Origin of the sequence: Streptomyces sp. SCL15-4, assembly GCF_033366695.1 — a bacterium.
In the GTDB taxonomy this organism is placed as follows: domain Bacteria; phylum Actinomycetota; class Actinomycetes; order Streptomycetales; family Streptomycetaceae; genus Streptomyces.
Map to the genome: position 1 here is coordinate 6379828 of NZ_JAOBTQ010000001.1, position 17967 is coordinate 6397794.

Below are 17967 nucleotides of genomic sequence, written 5' to 3' on the forward strand. Positions count from 1 at the left end.
TCCGGCCGGTGACCCGCGCTCGGTCAGGGAGCCGGCTCGACGGGGGAGAGGAGCGCGGCCGAGAGGGCCCTCAGGAAGGCGTTCACCGTCGTGCGGTCGCGTACGGCCAGGCGGATCCAGTTCTCGTCCAGGCCCGGGAAGGTGTCGCCGCGGCGGACCGCGTAGCCGAGGGCGCGGAGGCGGTGGCGGACCGCGGATGCGTTCGGGACGCGGGCCAGGACGAAGGGGCCATGTGCCGGCTGCACCACCCGTACGCCGTGGACCGCGAGCGCGGTCAGGCCGGACACCAGGTGTGCCCGGTCGCCCGCGACGCGGTGGGCCGCGTGGCCCGCCTCGGCCAGGGCCCGGGAGGTCACGCAGGCCCGCGCCGCGGCCAGGGCCGGGGTGGACACCGGCCACAGCGGCTGCGCCCGCTCCAGTTCCGCGATGATCTCCGGAGGAGCGAGCACATAGCCGATGCGCAGGCCGGCCAGGCCCCAGGTCTTGGTCAGGCTGCGCAGGACGACGAGCCCGGGGACGTCCGTGCGGCCGGCCAGGGCCTCCCGCTCGCCCGGCACCGCGTCCATGAACGCCTCGTCCACCACCAGCGTCCGGCCGGGACGGGCGAGCCCGGCGATCGTCCGCGCCGGGTGCAGGACCGACGTCGGGTTGGTCGGGTTGCCGATCACCACCAGGTCGGCGTCCTCAGGGACGGCCGCCGGGTCCAGCCGGAACCCGTCCCGCTCCCGCAGCAGCACCCGGTCCACACGGTGCCCGGCGTCCCGCAGCGCCGCCTCCGGCTCCGTGAACTGCGGATGCACGACCACCGGCCGGCGTACCTCCAGCGCGCGCGCCAGCAGCACGAACGCCTCCGCGGCACCCGCCGTCAGCAGCACCCGCTCCACCGGCAGCCCGTGCCGCTCCGCCACCGCCGCCCGCGCGGCCCGCCCGTCCGGGTAGGCCGCGAGGGCGGACAGCGAGCCGGCGATCTCGTCCCGCAGCCACGGCGGGGGCGTGTCCGCCCGGACGTTGACGGCGAGGTCGACCAGCCCGGCCCCGTCGTCCCGGACCTCGGCGTCCCCGTGGTGCCGCAGATCGTGCCCCGACCCGCCGCTCGGCTCAGTGCGCATGGCTGTGCGAGTGCCCCCCGTGATGGTGGTGCCCGTGGTGGTGGCCGTCGTCGTCCGGGTGGAAGTGCGGCTGCTGCGGCAGCCCCACCTTGTCCTCGAACCCCGGCAGCGCGATCCGGTACACGCACGAGTCGCAGTTCATCCGCAGGTCGCCCTTGACGGCCTCCTCGTACCGCTCCCACACCAGGTCCAGCAACTCCGGCTCGGGCCCGATGACATCCGCCGACCGCACGTTCGCCTCGGGGTGCGCGGCGGCCCACTCCTCGGTCTGCTGCCGCACCCGGTCCGGCAGGATGCCGGTGAACAGGAAGTACGGCAGGACGACGATCCGCCGCGCGCCCAGCGCCGCGCACCGGTCCAGTCCGCTCGGCACGTCCGGCGCCGCCAGCGACACGAACGCCGTCTCCACCCCGGCGTACCCCCGGCCCTCCCACAGCAGCCGCGCCGCCTTGAACACCTCGGCGTTGGCGTCGGGATCGGTGGAGCCGCGCCCCACCAGCAGCACCGTCACGTCCGCGCGGTCCGCACCGTCCAGCACCTCGTCCAGCCGCCGCTCCAGCACGCTCAGCAGCGCCGGGTGCGGGCCCAGCGGACGGCCGTACGTGTACGAGACGCCCGGGTGCCGCTCCTTCTCGCGGGCCAGCGCGGCCGGGATGTCGCCCTTGGCGTGCCCGGCGGACACCAGCATCAGCGGCACCGCGGCGAACCGCCGCACCCCCTGCCCGACCAGTTCGGCGACGGCCTCGCCGAGCGGCGGCGGGGACAGCTCGATGAAGCCGCCCGCGACGGGCAGATCGGGATGGCGGCGCCCCAGTTCCCGGACGAAGTCGCGAAACGCCTCGGCACCGGCGTCGTCACGGGTGCCGTGGCCGGCGATGAGCAGGGCGGGCGGGGTGGTCACGAGGTCTCCTCGGAGTGTGAAACGGGGTGGTACAGCAGGGCGTTGAGCGCGGCGGACGCGACCGCCGACCCGCCCTTCTCGGACACGTTGCTCACGGCCGGCAGTCCGCTCTCGCGCAACGCGGCCTTGGACTCGACCGCGCCGACGAAGCCGACGGGCAGCCCGATGACGAGTGCCGGGGCGGCGTCCAGGGTCAGCAGCTCCTCCAGCGCGGTCGGCGCGTTGCCGATCACCCAGAGGGCACCGGGACCGACCTGCTCGTACGCGAGCCGGATCGCGTGCGCCGACCGGGTCAGACCCGGCCCGGCCACGGCGTCCCTCAGCCGGCAGACGGTCTCCCGCCGGGTGATCCCGGCGGCCACCATCTCGACGTCCACGACCACCGGCGCCCCGGCGTGCAGCGCGGCGTGCGCCCGCACCAGGTCGTCCTCGGCCATGACGAGATCGGTCGCGTACTCCAGGTCGGCGGCGGAGTGGACGACCCGCTCCACCACCGCCCGGGTCAGCGGCGGGAAGTGCGAGGTGTCCAGGCGGGCGCGCAGCCGCCGGTAGGACTCCACCTCGATCGGATGGACGACGCGGTTCACTTCGGCTCCTCCTGCCAGCGGTAGCCGCGCGGGGTCACCATGCGGCCCGCGATGATCCGGGTGGCCGTGTTGCCGACGGTGACGACCGTCATCATGTCGACCGTCGCCGGGTCCAGCGCGGCCAGCGTGGTGACCCGGCTCGACTCGTCCGGCCGGGACGCGTTGCGCACGACTCCGACCGGCGTCGCCGGCTCCCGGTGCGCGGCGAGGATGCCGAGTGCCTTGGGCAGCTGCCAGTCGCGGCCCCTGGAGCGCGGGTTGTAGAAGGTGACGACGAGGTCCGCCTCGGCCGCCGCCCGCACCCGGCGTTCGATGACCTCCCACGGCGTGTGCAGGTCGGAAAGGCTGATGGACACATGGTCGTGGCCCAGCGGCGCGCCCAGGATCGCGCCGGCGGCCAGCGCGGCCGTCACCCCGGGCACCCCGACCACGTCGATGTCGTCCGACGCCTCGGCGAGCGCCGGGGAGGCCATGGCGTACACGCCCGCGTCCCCGCTGCCGATCAGCGCCACCGCGTGTCCCTCGCGGGCCTGGGCGACCGCCGTCCGCGCCCGCTCCTCCTCCGCGCCGAGACCCGACTGGAGCACCCGGGTGCCGGGCCGCAGCAGATCGCGGATCTGGTCCACGTACTGGTCCAGCCCGACCAGCACCGACGCCCGCCGCAGCTCGGCCGCCGCGCGCGGGGTGAGCAGGTCCCGGGCGCCCGGCCCGAGCCCGACCACCGCGAGCCGCCCGCGCGCCGGACGCCGTACCACCGCACAGGTCGCCATCGCGGGCCGCGCGTCCGACTTCCGCTTGGGCACGAGGAGTTCGCCGCCGCGCAACAGGGCGGCGGCCTCCGCCACCGACGGCGTGCCGACGGCCGCGAGCGGCGCCTCGGACGGATGGGGCACCTCCACGCCCGCCAGCTCCCCGGCGGAGTACGTCACCAGCGGCACCCCGAACCGCTCGGCCGCGGCCACGATGCCCGGCTCCGCCGCCTTGGCGTCCACGGTGGCCAGCTCGGCGACCGACCGCGCGGAGAGCCCCGCCTCCCGCAGCGCCGCCTCCACCAGCCCGACGACCTCCTCGGCCGGCGCGCCCTTCGACGCCCCGACCCCGACCACCAGCGACGGCGGACGCAGCAGCACCTCCCGCTCGCCCGGTACGACATCCCGGTCGGTGACCCGGATCGTGTACGCCCCCTCGGGCGCGAGGGGCAGCGGCGGCAGCGGCCACGCCACCTCCGCCGCCAGCGCGACCGGCTCCCCGTCCAGCAGCGCCCGGGACACCGCCGCCACCGCACCCTCGTACGGCAGCCCCAGCGTGTCCAGACCGGGCAGCCCGACGGCGTCCGTCGCCGTCGTCACCACCGGCTCCGCGCCCAGCAACGCGCCCACCTCGCGGGCGAGTTCGTTGGCGCCGCCGCCGTGCCCGCCGAGCAGCGACACCGCGAACCGGCCGCCTTCGTCCACGCACACCACACCCGGGTCGGCCGCCTTGCCGGCCAGCAGCGGCGCGAGCAGCCGCACCACCGCGCCCGTCGCCAGGAAGCACACCAGCTGCTCGCACTCGGCGAACGCGGCCCGTACCGCCTCCTTGACGGGACCCTCGTACACCCGCGTGCGGTCCGGCCAGGCCGCGGCCAGCCGGTCCCGCGCCGCCGTCCCCGCCGCGGTGGCGGAAATCAGGCCGATCACTGGTCAACTCCTTCACTAGACACCGGGGTTCTCACGCCCCACAGCAAAAACACCGGGTTGGTGGCCGCCAGCCGGGTCACGTCTCCCGGCAGCGGCGCCAGACGCGAGGACTGCAGGAGCACCCCGTCGCAGGCGAACCCGGCCGCCGTCAGCGCCGCGCGTGCCGCCGGCACCCGGTCCAGCGCGGCCATCGCCACGACGACCGTCCGCCGCGCCCGCCGCGCGCACGCGGCCACGACATCCGGCAGCTCCCGGCCCCCGCCGCCGACGAACACCGCGTCCGGATCGTCCGCCAGCCCCGCCAGCGCCTCCGGCGCCGCACCGTGCACCACGTCCACCTCGACGCCGTGGGCGCGCGCGTTGGCCCGGACCCGCCGGGCCCCGTCGGCCGCCTTCTCCACGGCGACGACCGCCGCGCCGAGCCGCGCGCACTCCACCGCGACCGACCCCGACCCGGCGCCCACGTCCCACACCAGGTCACCGAGGCGCGGCCCGAGCCGGGCCAGTGCCAGCGCCCGCACCTCGAACTTGGTGATCATCGAGTCGCGGTGCGCGAACGCGTCCTCCTCCAGCGCCCACCGCTCCGGCGCCCCGGGCACTCCCGCGACCGTCCGCACCGCGCCGAGCGCCCGCGCCTCGTCCAGGCACAGCACCACGCTCACCGCCGCGCCCCAGTCCCGGCCCGCCGCCTCGGCCGCCGTCACCCGCTCCACGCGCTCGCGCTCGGGATCGCCGAGGGCGCTCGCCACGACCAGCACCCGGTCGCCGGGCAGCGCCGCGCCCAGCTCGGCCGGGCCGGCCCCCGGACCGGTCAGCACCGCCACCTTCGGCCGCGCCCGGCACACGTTCACCGCCGTCCGCAGCTCCCGGCCGTGCGCGCTCACCACCACCGCGTCGTCCCAGGGCAGGCCGATCCGGGCGAACGCCGTCGCCACCGACGACACCCCCGGACGCACGTCCAGCACTCCCGCACCGAACCGCTCCGCCAGCGCCCGCACGATCCCGAAGAACCCCGGGTCCCCGGAGGCCAGCACCACGACCGGCAGCTCCTTGCCGACGTACTCCGCGACGGTGTCCAGCGCGGGCGCCAGCGGCCCGAGCACCACCCGGCGGATTCCCTCGGGCAGCCCCGCGGCGTCCAGGTGCCGCCGCCCGCCGACCACCAGCGCGGCCCCGGCGAGCACGTCCGGGTCGGCCGGCGTCCCGGTTCCCGTGCCGACGACCGTGATCAACTCTTCGCCCTCTGCTCCCGCAGGGCCCGCCGCGCCTCGGGATCGGCCTTGCGGTAACCGTGGAAGTGGCCCGGGTGGTACAGGTGCGAGCGGGTGCCGTGCGCGTCCAGCGCCGGGCCGACCAGGAACAGCGTGTGCTTCCAGAGCTTGTGCTCCTTGACCGTCTCCTCCAGCGTGCCGATCGTGCACCGCACGACCAGCTCCTCCGGCCAGGTCGCCTGGTAGGCGATCACCACCGGGGTGGACGTGGGGTAGCCGCCCTCCAGCAGCTCCCGCACCAGCTGCCCGCTGCGCGCCGCCGACAGGAAGACGGCCATGGTGGTGCCGTGCCGGGCGAACTCGCGCACCTCCTCGCCGGGCGGCATCGGCGTCTTGCCGCCGCCCAGCCGGGTCAGCACCACGGACTGCGCGACCTCCGGGATCGTCAGCTCCCGCTGCGCGAGCGCGGCCACCGCGGAGAACGAGGACACGCCCGGCACGACCTCGGTCGCGATGCCGATCTCCTGACAGCGGTCCAGCTGCTCCTGCGTGCCGCCCCACAGCGCCGGGTCGCCGGAGTGGATCCGGGCCACCTTCAGCCCCTCCTCGAACGCACGTCGGTACACCGCGACGACGTCCTCCAGCGACATGGCCGCCGAGTCCAGGATCTCGGCGCCCTCGCGCGCGTGGTCGAGGACCTCCGCCTGGACCAGGCTCGCGGCCCAGATCACGACGTCGGCCTCGGCGATGGCCCGCGCGGCACGGAACGTCAGCAGATCGGCGGCGCCGGGGCCGGCACCGACGAAGGTCACCTTGCCGGTGGTGGCATCGGCCATGGAAATCGGTCCTCTCCTACGAGTACTGCGGTGAATGCCGTCGGACGTGCGGGAACACGGGTGAATCCGATAGCAAGGGCGTATGGCGGTCTTCGTCGCGCTCGGCGCGTTCCTGATGACGCTGGCCGGCGGCTGGACGGCACAGCGCGTGACCGACCGCCGCCATCTGGTGCTGGGCCTGGCCGGCGGGCTGATGCTCGGCGTGGTCGGCCTGGACCTGCTGCCGGAGGCGCTGAGGGCCGCGGGCACCGAGATCCACGGCGTCCCGGCCGCGCTCCTGCTGTTCGTGGCCGGCTTCCTCCTCGCCCATCTGGTGGAACGCCTGCTGGCGGCCCGCCGCGCCGCCCACGGAGGCGTCGAGCACCACCACCGCAGCCCCGAGGTGGGACTGACGGCGGCGGCGGCGATGGTGGGGCACAGCCTGATGGACGGCGTGGCGATCGGCGCGTCCTTCCAGGTGGGCGGCGGCATGGCCACCGCGGTGGCGCTCGCCGTCATCGCCCACGACTTCGCGGACGGCTTCAACACCTTCACGCTCACCCGCCTGTACGGCAACGCCCGCCGCAAGGCCTTCGCCATGCTCTTCGCGGACGCCGCCGCACCCGTCGCCGGGGCCGCCGCGTCCTCGTTCCTCACCGTCCCGGAAGACGTCCTCGGCGGCTATCTCGGCCTGTTCGGCGGCGTCCTGCTCTACCTCGCCGCGGCCGAGATCCTCCCCGAGGCCCACCACGAGCACCCGGCCCGCTCGACCCTGCTGTGCACGGTCGCGGGCGCCGCGTTCATCTGGCTGGTGGTGGGCGTCACCGGATGACCCGGACGGTCTCACAGCTTCCCGCCCCGGCCGCCGTCCCGCCGCGGAGGCGCGATCAGCGTCGACAGGTACGGCAGCGGCGACCCGTCCAGCTCGGCGGCCGGCCGCACCGACTCCTCCGGCAGCCCCAGCGCCGACCCCCACACGGCGTCCGCGAGCCGCCCGGTCTGCGCCAGCGCCTCGGCGACCTCGCCGGCCTGCCGCCCGAACTTGTACGCCACCACCGTGCCCGGCCCGGCCAGCGCCTCCTTCAGCACCGCCGAACCGGCCGTCACCGGCACCAGGGTCAGCGGCTCGGTGCCCTCCGTCAGCACCGCGCCGGACCGCGCCGCGAGATCCTGCATCGCGGTGATCCCGGGCACCGTCTCCACGGCCACACCGGGCACCAGCTCCAGGATGGTCTGCGCCAGATAGGTGAACGTCGAGTACACGTTCGGGTCGCCGATGGTGGCGAACGCGACGGACGCGTGCGCCTCCAGCAGCTCCGCGACCCGCCGTCCGGCCGCGTCCCAGGCCGCCTCCCGGCGCGCCCGGTCGCTCCGCTCGTTCAGCGCGAACACCACCCGCACGATCTTCTCCGCCGGCACGTAGTGCGCCACGGTCGCCTCGGCCCGGCCCCGCTCGCCGGTGTCCATGACGGGTACGACGACGACAGCGGCCTCCCGCAGCGCGTTGACCCCCTTGACGGTCACCAGCTCCGGGTCACCGGGACCGACCCCGACTCCGACCAGCCTGCTGCTCATGACGTCCGGCACCTCTCCACGAACCGACGGGCCACACCGGGCGCGGACGCCCAGTGCGTGTGCAGATAACTCGCGTGCACGCCCTGCTGTACGAAACCTTCGACCCGCCGGACCGGGGCCGTGACCCCCCAGGCGGGAGCGGCACCGGCGCCCGGCTCCACGACCGTGCGGTGGAACTCGTGCCCGCGCATCCGCGTCCCGGCCGCCGCCAGCGCGCTGTCGCCGACGGCCACGGCGTCCCGGTAGCCGAGGGTCAGCCGCTCGCTCATGCGCGCGGTGGCGTCCAGCACACCGCACATCGGCCGGCCGTCCAGCTCCCGGCAGAGGTAGAGGAGTCCGGCGCACTCGGCGGCCACGGGAGCACGGGAGCGGGCCAGGCGGGCCACGGCCTCGCGCAACGGCTCGTTGGCCGACAGCTCGGCGGCGTACACCTCGGGAAAACCGCCGCCGACGACCAGCCCGGCCGTTCCCTCGGGCAGTCGCTCGTCCCGCAGGGGATCGAAGGTGACGACCTCGGCTCCGGCGGCGGCGAGCAGCTCGGTGTGCTCGGCGTAGGAGAAGGTGAAGGCGGGACCGCCGGCCACGGCGACCACCGCACGCTTCCCCGTCGTGCCGACGGGCGGTTCCCAGGCGGCGGCCGGCAGCGGTCCGGCACCGCTCGCCAGCCGTGACAGGGCATCGAGATCGCATCCCCGCTCGACCTGCGCGGCCATCGCCGCGACCGCGTCCAGCGCGTCGGCCCGTCGCTCGGCGACCGGGACCAGCCCCAGATGCCGGGACGGCGTGTCCACCTGCGGAACCCGCCGCAGCACACCCAGGACCGGCACCCCGGTCGACTCCAGCGCCTCCCGCAGCAGCGACTCGTGCCGGTCGGAACCCACCTTGTTCAGGATCACGCCTCCGAGGCGCACCTCGGGGTCCCAGGAGGCGAACCCGTGCACCAGCGCCGCCACCGACCGCGACTGCGCGGACGCGTCGACCACCAGCACCACCGGCGCCCGCAGCAGCTTGGCCACGTGCGCGGTGGACGCCAGCTCGCCCTGCCCGGCGGCCCCGTCGTACAGCCCCATCACACCCTCGACCACGGCCAGGTCGCACCCCCGCGACCCGTGCAGGAACAGCGGGGCGATCAGCTCCGGCCCGCACAGGTACGCGTCCAGGTTGCGCCCCGTACGCCCGGTCGCAAGGGCGTGGTACCCCGGGTCGATGTAGTCCGGCCCGACCTTGTGCGGGGACACGGCGAGCCCCCGCGCGGCGAACGCGGCCATCAGCCCCGTGGCGACGGTGGTCTTGCCGCTGCCCGAGGAAGGCGCGGCGATGACCAGCCGGGGTACCGGCGATGTCACCACTCGATGCCCTTCTGGCCTTTCTGCCCCACGTCCATGGGGTGCTTGACCTTGGACATGTCGGTGACGAGATCGGCGAGGTCCACCAGCTTCTCCGGCGCGTTCCGACCGGTGATCACCACATGCTGCGTACCGGGCCGGCCGCGCAGCACCTCGACCACCTCGTCGGTGTCCACCCAGCCCCAGTGCATCGGGTACGCGAACTCGTCCAGCACGTACAGCCGGTACGTCTCGGCGGCCAGGTCCCGCTTGACCTGCTCCCAGCCCTCGCGGGCCTTCTCCTCGTTGTCCATCTGGGCGTCGCGCTGGACCCACGACCAGCCCTCGCCCATCTTGTGCCAGTCGACCGTGCCGCCCTCGCCGGAGGCACCGAGCACGCGCAGCGCGTTCTCCTCGCCGACCTTCCACTTCGCCGACTTGACGAACTGGAACACCCCGATGGGCCACCCCTGGTTCCAGGCGCGCAGCGCGAGCCCGAACGCGGCGGTGGACTTGCCCTTGCCGACGCCCGTGTGCACCACGACCAGCGGACGGTTGCGGCGCTGACGCGTCGTCAGTCCGTCGTCCGGAACGACACTCGGCTGTCCCTGCGGCATTACGCGGCCCTCCTGCCCTGAATTCCCTTCACCAGCCCGGCGATCGAGTCCGCCCGCAGCTCGTCCAGCGTCACCGCCGTACCGCCCAGCTCATCCGCGAGCTGCCCGGCGAGCCCCAGCCGCACCGGCCCCGACTCGCAGTCCACCACCACCGAGGCGACCTCCTCGGCCGTCAGCAGCCGCGCCGCCCGCCCGGCGAGCGCCACCGGCTCGGGCCCGCCGGTGGCCCGCCCGTCGGTCACCACGACCACCAGCGGCCGCCGCGCCGGGTCCCGCAGCCGCTCCACGCGCAGCACCTCGTGCGCCTTCAGCAGCCCGGCGGCCAGCGGCGTACGGCCGCCGGTCGGCAGCGACTCCAGCCGCGCGGCGGCGGCGTCCACGGACGAGGTGGGCGGCAGGGCGACATCCGCCGAGGTGCCCCGGAAGGTCACCAGTCCCACCTTGTCCCGCCGCTGGTAGGCGTCCAGCAGCAGCGACAGCACGGCGCCCTTCACGGCGCTCATCCGCTGCCGCGCGGCCATCGACCCGGAGGCGTCCACGACGAACAGCACGAGGTTGCCCTCACGCCCTTCGCGCGTCGCCTGCCGCAGATCGTCCCGGCGCACGACCAGCCCCGGCCCCGACCGTCCCCGCGCCCGCTGGTGCGGCGCGGCGGCCTGCACGGTGGCCGCCAGATGCAGCTTGGTCAGCGCGCCCCGGGGCCGGCGGGCCCCGGTGGTCCGGCCGTGCTCGGTGCGCGCCCGGGACCGCCGCCCGGCGGCGCCCTCCCCGATGCCGGGGACGGTCAGCGCCCTGGTGCGGAAGGGTTCGGCGGCCCGCGCGGCCGGCTGCTCGCCGGCGCCGGACGCCTGCGGCTGTCCGTCCTCACCGGCCTCCGGCTGCGCGGTCTCGCCCCCGTCGCCCTGCGGTCCGCCGTCCGGCGCCGGCTGCCCACCGCCGCCACCGGGGCCGTCGGGGTCGGGCTCGTCGTCGCCCTCGTCCCCGGCGTACTGCTCCAGCGTCTCGTCCAGCTTGTCCTCGTCCAGGCCCGGCGCGTCGAACGGGTTGCGCCGCCGCCGGTGCGGCAGCGCGAGCAGCGCGGCCTGCCGCACGTCCTCGGCGAGGACGTCGGTCCGTCCGGCCCACGCGGCCAGCGCGGTCGCGGTCCGCGCCATCACGATGTCGGCGCGCATGCCGTCCACCTCGAAGGCGGCGCAGGTGGCCGCGATCTGCCGCAGCGCCCCGTCACCCAGCCGCACCTGCGGCAGCAGCTCCCGCGCGGCGACGATCCGCTGCCTTACGGCTGCCTCTTCCTGCGCCCACTTCGCGGCGAAGGCGGCGGGGTCGTCGTCGTAGGCGAGCCGGCGCCGCACGACCTCCACCCGCTGGTCCGGCTCCCGCGAGGCGGCGACCTCCACGGTGAGCCCGAACCGGTCGAGCAACTGCGGCCGCAATTCGCCTTCTTCGGGATTCATGGTCCCGACGAGCAGGAACTTCGCGGCATGCCGCACGGAGACGCCTTCGCGCTCGACGTACGAGGCGCCCATCGCCGCCGCGTCCAGCAGCAGGTCGACCAGGTGGTCGTGCAGCAGGTTCACCTCGTCGACATAGAGGATGCCCCGGTGCGCGTCGGCCAGCAGCCCCGGCTCGAAGGCCTTCACGCCCTCCGCGAGCGCCCGCTCGATGTCCAGCGCGCCGACCAGCCGGTCCTCGGAGGCGCCGACGGGCAGCTCGACCATCCGCGCGGCCCGCTCGGCGCCGGTGCCGGCCTCGTGCGGGCCGTCCGGGCACTCGGGGTCCGGAGCGGCCGGGTCGCAGGAGAACCGGCACCCGGGCACCACGGCCACGGCCGGCAGCAGCGCCGACAGCGCCCGCACCGCAGTCGACTTGGCGGTGCCTTTCTCGCCGCGCACCAGCACACCGCCGACCGCCGGCGACACGGCGTTCAGCAGCAGCGCGAGCCGCAGATCGTCCTGACCGACAACGGCCGTGAAAGGAAAGGGGGTTGTCACTGGTCGCCCTCCAAGTCGCCTTCGAGCTCCAGGTAGGTGGCGCGCAGCCGCTCCAGCGTGTCCGCGTCCGGCTCCGCCCACAGACCACGGTCCGCCGCCTCCAGCAGCCGCTCGGTGATGCCGCGCAGCGCCCACGGGTTGGACTTCTTCATGAACTCCCGGTTCTCCGGGTCGAAGACGTATTCCGCGCTGAGCTTCTCGTACATCCAGTCGTCCACCACGCCCGCCGTGGCGTCGTAGCCGAACAGGTAGTCCACGGTCGCCGCCATCTCGAAGGCGCCCTTGTAGCCGTGCCGGCGCATGGCCGCCATCCACCGGGGATTGACCACCCGCGCGCGGAAGACCCGGTGCGTCTCCTCGCCCAGCGTGCGGGTCTTCACCTGGTCCGGCACGGCCGAATCACCCACGTACGCCTCGGGGCTGGAGCCCGTCAGGTGCCGGACCATGGCGACCATGCCGCCGTGGTACTGGAAGTAGTCGTCGGCGTCGACCAGGTCGTGCTCACGTGTGTCGACGTTCTTCGCCGCCACCGCGATCCGCCGGAACGCCGTCTCCATGTCCCCGCGCGCCGCCCGGCCGTCGAGCCCGCGCCCGTAGGCGTAGCCGCCCCACACCGCGTACACCTCGGCCAGGTCCGCGTCGCTGCGCCAGTTGCGGGCGTCGATCAGCGGCAGCAGGCCCGCGCCGTACGCGCCCGGCTTGGAGCCGAAGACACGGGCCGTGGCGCGGCGCCGGTCGCCGTGCCCGGCGGTGTCCTCGTCCACGTGCGCCCGCACGTAGTTGGCCTCGGCAGGCTCCTCGAGCTCCGCCACCGCCCGGACCGCGTCGTCGATCAGCCCGACCACGTGCGGGAACGCGTCCCGGAAGAACCCGGAGATGCGGACCGTGACGTCGATGCGGGGCCGTCCCAGCTCCGCCAGGGGGACCACCTCGAAGCCGGTCACCCGGCGCGAGGCCTCGTCCCACACCGGGCGGCAGCCCAGCAGCGCCAGGATCTCGGCGATGTCGTCGCCCTGGGTGCGCATCGCGGACGTGCCCCACACGGTGAGGCCCACGGACTTCGGGTACGCGCCGGTGTCGCTCAGATACCGCTGCACCAGCGAGTCCGCCAGCGACTGCCCGACCTCCCAGCTCAGCCGTGACGGGATGGCCTTGGGGTCGACCGAGTAGAAGTTGCGGCCCGTCGGCAGGACGTTCACCAGGCCGCGCGTCGGCGACCCGGACGGGCCCGCCGGGACGTAACCGCCGTCCAGGGCCCGCAGGATGTGCCCGATCTCGTCGGTGGTCCGCGCCAGCCGCGGTACGACCTCGTCGCACGCGAACTCCACCACGGCGACGGCGCCCGGCAGTTCGGCGCCGAGCACGCCCCGCAGGACGGCCGGGACCACCGTACGGTCCCACGCCCGGGCCTCCATGCCCTCCGCGATCCGCCGGCACAGTTGCTCCAGCAGGTCGATGGCGTCGGCGGCCGACCGGGCCGGGCCCTCCACCAGGTCCGTCAGCTCCGCCGGCACCTTGACCGGGGCGCCCGGCTCGGCCAGCAGTTCCTTCTCCTCCAGCCCGAAATGGGCCGCCAGCGAGGCCCGCAGACCGGGCAGGGCGTTGGCCTGCCCGCCCCACACCTGCGAGGCGCGCAGCACCGCCAGCACGAGGTTCACGCGCGGTTCGCCGACCGGTCCGCCGCCCAGGATGTGCAGGCCGTCACGGATCTGCACGTCCTTGATCTCGCACAGGTAGCCGTCGATGTGCATGACGAACTCGTCGAACGCGTCGTCCTCCGGCTGCTCGTCCACGTGCAGGTCGTGGTGCAGCTCCGCCGCCTTGACCAGCGTCCAGATCTGCGCGCGGACGGCCGGGGCCTTCGCCGGGTCCAGGTCGCTGACCAGCGCGTACTCGTCGAGGAGCTGTTCCAGCTTGGCGAGGTCGCCGTAGGTGTCCGCGCGGGCCATCGGCGGCACCAGGTGGTCGACCACGGTGGCGTGCCCGCGCCGCTTGGCCTGGGTGCCCTCGCCGGGGTCGTTCACGATGAACGGGTAGATCAGCGGCAGTTCGCCGAGGACGGCGTCCGGGGCGCAGCCGCGGGACAGCCCGAGGCCCTTGCCCGGCAGCCACTCCATCGTGCCGTGCTTGCCCATGTGCACGATCGCGTCGGCGCCGAAGCTGTTCTCCAGCCAGCGGTAGGCCGCCATGTAGTGGTGCGAGGGCGGCATGTCGGGGTCGTGGTAGATCGCGATCGGGTTCTCGCCGAAGCCGCGCGGCGGCTGGATCATGACGACGACGTTCCCGTACTGCAGACAGGCCAGCACGATGTCGTCGCCGTCCACGTAGAGGCCGCCCGGCGGCTCGCCCCACGCCTCGGTCATCGCGTCCCGCAGCCGCGGGTCCAGCTTCTCGAACCACGCCCGGTAGTCGGCCAGCGGCACCCGCGCGGGCGCGGAGGCCAGCTGTTCCTCGGTCAGCCACTCCACGTCGTGGCCGCCGGCCTCGATGAGCCGGTGGATCAGCTCGTCGCCGCCGGAGGGGTATTCGGTCAGCGCGTACCCGGCGTCGCGGAGCGCGTCGAGCACCCGGACGGCGGACGCGGGAGTGTCCAGGCCGACCGCGTTGCCGACCCGGGAGTGCTTGGTCGGGTAGGCGGTGAAGACGAGCGCGACCTTCTTCTCGGCGTTCGGCTTGTGCCTCAGCCGGGCGTGCCGGACGGCGATGCCGGCGACCCGGGCGGCCCGCTCGGGGTCGGCGGCGTACACCGGGACCTCGTCGGGGCCCTGCTCCTTGAAGGAGAACGGGACGGTGATCAGCCGGCCGTCGAACTCCGGGATGGCGACCTGCATCGCCGCGTCCATGGGGGACAGGGCGGCGTCGGACTCCTCCCACGCGGCGCGCGAGGAGGTGAGGCACAGACCTTGCAGGACGGGGACGTTCAGGTCGGCGAGCGCGCCGATGTCCCACGACTCCTCGTCGCCGCCGGCGGAGGCCTGCGAGGCGTGCGTGCCGCCGGCCGCGAGGACGGTGGCCACCAGCGCGTCGGCCCGGCCCAGCAGCTCGTACAGCGCGGGGTCCGCGTCGCGCAGCGAACCGCAGTACACGGGCAGGGCGTTGGCGCCGGCCGCCTCGACGGCCTCGCACAGGGTGTCCACGAAGGCGGTGTTGCCGCTGAGTTCGTGGGCCCGGTAGAACAACACGCCCACCGTGGGGCGGTCCTCCCGGGTCTCGTAGGCGCCGTGCACGCCGAACTCGGGCATGCGGTGCGGCTCTTCGAAGCCCTCACCGGTCAGCAGCACGGTGTCCGACAGGAACCGGGACAGCTCCAGCAGGTTCGCCGGGCCGCCCTCGACCAGGTATTTCAGCGCCTCCGCGACCACACCGGCGGGCACCGAGGACTCGGCCATCAGCTCGGCGTCCGGTACGGCCTCGCCGCCCAGCAGGACGGTCGGGACGCCGGACGCCTTCAGCACGGCCAGCCCGTCCTCCCAGGCCCGCTTGCCGCCCAGCAGCCGTACGACGGCCAGGTCCGCGCCCTCGATCAGGGCCGGCAGCTCCTCGGCGACGTCGACCCGGGTCGGATTGCCGATACGGTAACCGGCGCCGGAGGCCCGGGCCGCCAGCAGATCCGTGTCGGCGGTCGACAACAACAACACTGTGCTCATGCGGGCGCTCCCGGTGGGATGAAAGGCAGTCCTTGCGGCGCGCCGGACTCGATGAGCCGCCACAGCGCGTCCGTGTCCGCGTGCTGTTCGATCAGGTCGCCGAGCCGGTCGAGCTGCTCCTCGCGCAGCGCGGCGAAGGAGGTGTCCGGCGCGGGTACGAAGCGGCGGCCCGCGGCGGCGGCCACCTCGCGCAGGAAGGCCCGCCGGAAGCCGTCCGACTCCAGTGAGCCGTGCCAGTGGGTGCCCCAGGTCTGGCCGACGCGGCAGCCGTCGAGGAAGGGTTCGCCGCCCTCGACCGTGGCCACGCCGTGGTGGATCTCGTAGCCGTCGACGCGCTCGCCGAGGGCCTGCCCGCCGGGCCGGGTGAGGGTCTTCTCGCGGGCGAACCGCACGCGCACGGGCAGGAGCCCGAGCCCGTCGACGTGGCCCTGGCGGCTCTCGACCTCGTCCTCGATGTGCGTGCCGAGGATCTGGAAGCCGCCGCAGATGCCGAGGACGGGGCGGTGCTCGGCGGCCCGGCGCAGGAGTGCGTCCGCCAGCCCGCGTTCTCGCAGCCACTGGAGCGCCCGCACGGTGCCGCGGGTGCCGGGGACCACCACGAGGTCGGCGTCGGCCAGTTCCTCGGGCCGGTCCACGAACCGCACGACGACGCCCGGTTCGGCCGCCAGCGCGTCCACGTCGGTGAAGTTGGACATCAGCGGGATCGCGCACACGGCGACCCGGAGCACGTCCGCGCCGACCGGGGGAGTGACGGCGGACTCGCGGACGGTGCCGCGCAGGGAGACGCGCAGTCCGTCCTCCTCGTCGATGCCGAGTCCGTGCCGGAAGGGCAGCACGCCGTACGTCCGCCGTCCGGTGAGGCCGCGCAGCATGTCCAGGCCGGGCTCCAGCAGGCCGACATCGCCGCGGAACTTGTTCACCAGGAAACCGGCGACGAGTTCCTGGTCCTCGCTCGAGAGCAGGGCGAGCGTGCCGAAGAAGGACGCGAAGACGCCCCCGCGGTCGATGTCGCCGACCACCAGCACCGGCAGCCGCGCGCCGCGCGCGATGCCCATGTTGACGATGTCGGTCCGCCGCAGGTTGATCTCGGCCGGGCTGCCCGCCCCCTCGCAGATCACCGCGTCATACGTGCCCCGCAGTTCGGCCAGGCAGTCCAGCACGGTGCCCAGCAGCCGCTGCTGGCGTCCGCCGTGGTAGCCGCGCGCGCTCAGCTCGCCCACCGGCTTGCCGAGCAGCACGACCTGGCTGATCTGCTCGCCGCCGGGCTTGAGCAGCACCGGGTTCATCAGCGCGGTCGGCTCGATCCGGCAGGCCTGGGCCTGCATGGCCTGGGCCCGGCCGATCTCCGCGCCCTCCCGGGTCACGAACGAGTTCAGGGACATGTTCTGCGCCTTGAACGGCGCCACCTTCACGCCCTGGCGGACCAGCCACCGGCAGATCCCGGCCGTCACGACGCTCTTGCCGGCGTCCGAGGTGGTGCCGGCCACGAGGAGGCCACCGTTCACTTCCCACGTCCTTTCACCAGTGCGCGTGCGGCGAGCGTGGTGCCGAGGGCGAGCAGGCCGACGCGGCGGGAGAGCCGTACGGCCCGGTCGATGTCGGTGACCCGGACCGCGCGTCCGGTGCCGCCGTTGAGCACGGGCCGGTGCTCGACCCGGCCGCCGTAGGAGAGCGTTCCGCCCAGGCGCACGCCGAGGGCGCCCGCGAAGGCGGCCTCCACGGGACCGGCGTTGGGGCTCGGGTGCCTGCCCGCGTCGGCCTTCCAGGTGCGCAGGGCGCCGCGCGGGTCGGGTCCGGCGACGGCGGCGAGGACGGCGGTCAGCCGGGCGCCCGGCCAGCCGGCGACGTCGTCGAGGCGGGCGGAGGCCCAGCCGTAGCGGCGGTGGCGGGGCGACTTGTGGCCCACCATGGCGTCCAGGGTGTTGACGGCCCGGAACCCGAGCAGTCCCGGCACCCCGGCCACGGCTCCCCAGACCAGGGCGCCGACCACGGCGTCGGAGGTGTTCTCGGCGACCGACTCGACGACGGCCCGGGCGATCCCGTCGGCGTCCAGCGCCTGCGGGTCGCGGCCGCAGAGATGCGGCAGCCGGGCGCGGGCGGCGTCGACGTCTCCCGCCGCCAGGGCGCGTCCGACGGTGCGGGCCTCGCGGCCGAGCGTGGTGCCGCCGATGACGGCCCAGGTGGCGGCGGCGGTCAGCGCGACGGAGGCGGTACGGCAGGGGCGTACGGCGCGGGTGGCCAGCGCGCCCAGCGCGACGGCGCCACCGGCGCACACGGCGGTGTGCAGGGCGCCCCAGCCGCGGTGGTCGTGCCACAAGGCGCCTTCCACGGCCGTGGCCGCGCGGCCGAACGCGGCGACCGGGTGCCCGCGGCGGGGATCGCCGAGGAGCAGGTCGCCGAGGACGCCGGCGGCGGCGCCGTACGCGTATGTGCGATCGGCACCCATCGGCTCAGCCGGCCGTGGGCACAGGGGCGTTCCCGGTATGGGTCATACGGCAGCCGAGCATGGC

Annotated in this window: 14 protein-coding genes; 1 reads left to right on the top strand and 13 read right to left on the bottom strand. The window is 74.9% G+C overall.

The genetic code is table 11. The features are described from left to right. Positions 1-23: 23 nt before the first annotated feature. The 6 genes from cobC to cobM are packed head-to-tail and all read right to left on the bottom strand — an operon-like array spanning position 24 to position 6323. On the bottom strand, positions 24-1109 hold the full coding sequence (cobC, locus tag SCK26_RS28615; RefSeq protein ID WP_318204215.1) for an Rv2231c family pyridoxal phosphate-dependent protein CobC: 1086 nt from the start codon (positions 1107-1109) through the stop codon (positions 24-26). Beyond that, positions 1099-2010, bottom strand: a complete 912-nt coding sequence (locus SCK26_RS28620; RefSeq protein WP_318204216.1) for a sirohydrochlorin chelatase — start codon at positions 2008-2010, stop codon at positions 1099-1101. The genes cobC and SCK26_RS28620 overlap by 11 nt, the downstream gene beginning before the upstream one ends. Next, positions 2007-2597: a precorrin-8X methylmutase gene (locus tag SCK26_RS28625; protein ID WP_318204217.1), complete on the bottom strand. Its 591-nt coding sequence runs from the start codon at positions 2595-2597 to the stop codon at positions 2007-2009. The genes SCK26_RS28620 and SCK26_RS28625 overlap by 4 nt, the downstream gene beginning before the upstream one ends. Next, positions 2594-4276: a precorrin-3B C(17)-methyltransferase gene (gene cobJ / locus SCK26_RS28630; protein WP_318204218.1), complete on the bottom strand. Its 1683-nt coding sequence runs from the start codon at positions 4274-4276 to the stop codon at positions 2594-2596. The genes SCK26_RS28625 and cobJ overlap by 4 nt, the downstream gene beginning before the upstream one ends. Further along, positions 4273-5508: a precorrin-6y C5,15-methyltransferase (decarboxylating) subunit CbiE gene (gene cbiE / locus SCK26_RS28635; RefSeq protein WP_318204219.1), complete on the bottom strand. Its 1236-nt coding sequence runs from the start codon at positions 5506-5508 to the stop codon at positions 4273-4275. The genes cobJ and cbiE overlap by 4 nt, the downstream gene beginning before the upstream one ends. Beyond that, the gene (gene cobM / locus SCK26_RS28640) at positions 5505-6323 is read right to left on the bottom strand and encodes a precorrin-4 C(11)-methyltransferase (protein ID WP_318204220.1); all 819 of its coding nucleotides are present in this window, start codon (positions 6321-6323) and stop codon (positions 5505-5507) included. Before cobM ends, cbiE begins: the two co-directional genes overlap by 4 nt. Positions 6324-6405: 82 nt before the next feature. Between cobM and SCK26_RS28645 the strand changes: the two genes are divergently transcribed. After that, positions 6406-7134: a ZIP family metal transporter gene (locus SCK26_RS28645; RefSeq protein ID WP_318204221.1), complete on the top strand. Its 729-nt coding sequence runs from the start codon at positions 6406-6408 to the stop codon at positions 7132-7134. 11 nt (positions 7135-7145) lie between these two features. Here the strand turns inward: SCK26_RS28645 and cobI are convergent, their stop codons facing one another. Genes cobI through SCK26_RS28680 form a run of 7 tightly spaced genes read right to left on the bottom strand, consistent with a single transcriptional unit; the run spans position 7146 to position 17903 of the window. Next, positions 7146-7877 (bottom strand): precorrin-2 C(20)-methyltransferase, encoded by a 732-nt coding sequence (gene cobI, locus SCK26_RS28650; protein ID WP_318204222.1) that lies wholly within the window; start codon positions 7875-7877, stop codon positions 7146-7148. Then, positions 7874-9223 carry a cobyrinate a,c-diamide synthase gene (locus SCK26_RS28655; protein WP_318204223.1) on the bottom strand — a complete coding sequence of 450 codons (1350 nt, stop codon included), beginning with the start codon at positions 9221-9223 and terminating at the stop codon, positions 7874-7876. The genes cobI and SCK26_RS28655 overlap by 4 nt, the downstream gene beginning before the upstream one ends. Beyond that, the gene (cobO, locus tag SCK26_RS28660; protein WP_184972356.1) at positions 9220-9819 is read right to left on the bottom strand and encodes a cob(I)yrinic acid a,c-diamide adenosyltransferase; all 600 of its coding nucleotides are present in this window, start codon (positions 9817-9819) and stop codon (positions 9220-9222) included. Before cobO ends, SCK26_RS28655 begins: the two co-directional genes overlap by 4 nt. After that, on the bottom strand, positions 9819-11810 hold the full coding sequence (locus SCK26_RS28665; RefSeq protein WP_318204224.1) for a putative cobaltochelatase: 1992 nt from the start codon (positions 11808-11810) through the stop codon (positions 9819-9821). Before SCK26_RS28665 ends, cobO begins: the two co-directional genes overlap by 1 nt. Next, positions 11807-15457 carry a cobaltochelatase subunit CobN gene (cobN, locus tag SCK26_RS28670; protein ID WP_318204225.1) on the bottom strand — a complete coding sequence of 1217 codons (3651 nt, stop codon included), beginning with the start codon at positions 15455-15457 and terminating at the stop codon, positions 11807-11809. Before cobN ends, SCK26_RS28665 begins: the two co-directional genes overlap by 4 nt. Beyond that, positions 15454-16962 (bottom strand): cobyric acid synthase, encoded by a 1509-nt coding sequence (locus SCK26_RS28675; protein WP_318204226.1) that lies wholly within the window; start codon positions 16960-16962, stop codon positions 15454-15456. Before SCK26_RS28675 ends, cobN begins: the two co-directional genes overlap by 4 nt. Continuing rightward, a complete protein-coding gene (locus SCK26_RS28680; protein ID WP_318204227.1) occupies positions 16959-17903 on the bottom strand; it encodes a cobalamin biosynthesis protein in 945 nt (314 codons plus the stop codon). The genes SCK26_RS28675 and SCK26_RS28680 overlap by 4 nt, the downstream gene beginning before the upstream one ends. Between the last annotated feature and the right edge of the window lie 64 nt (positions 17904-17967).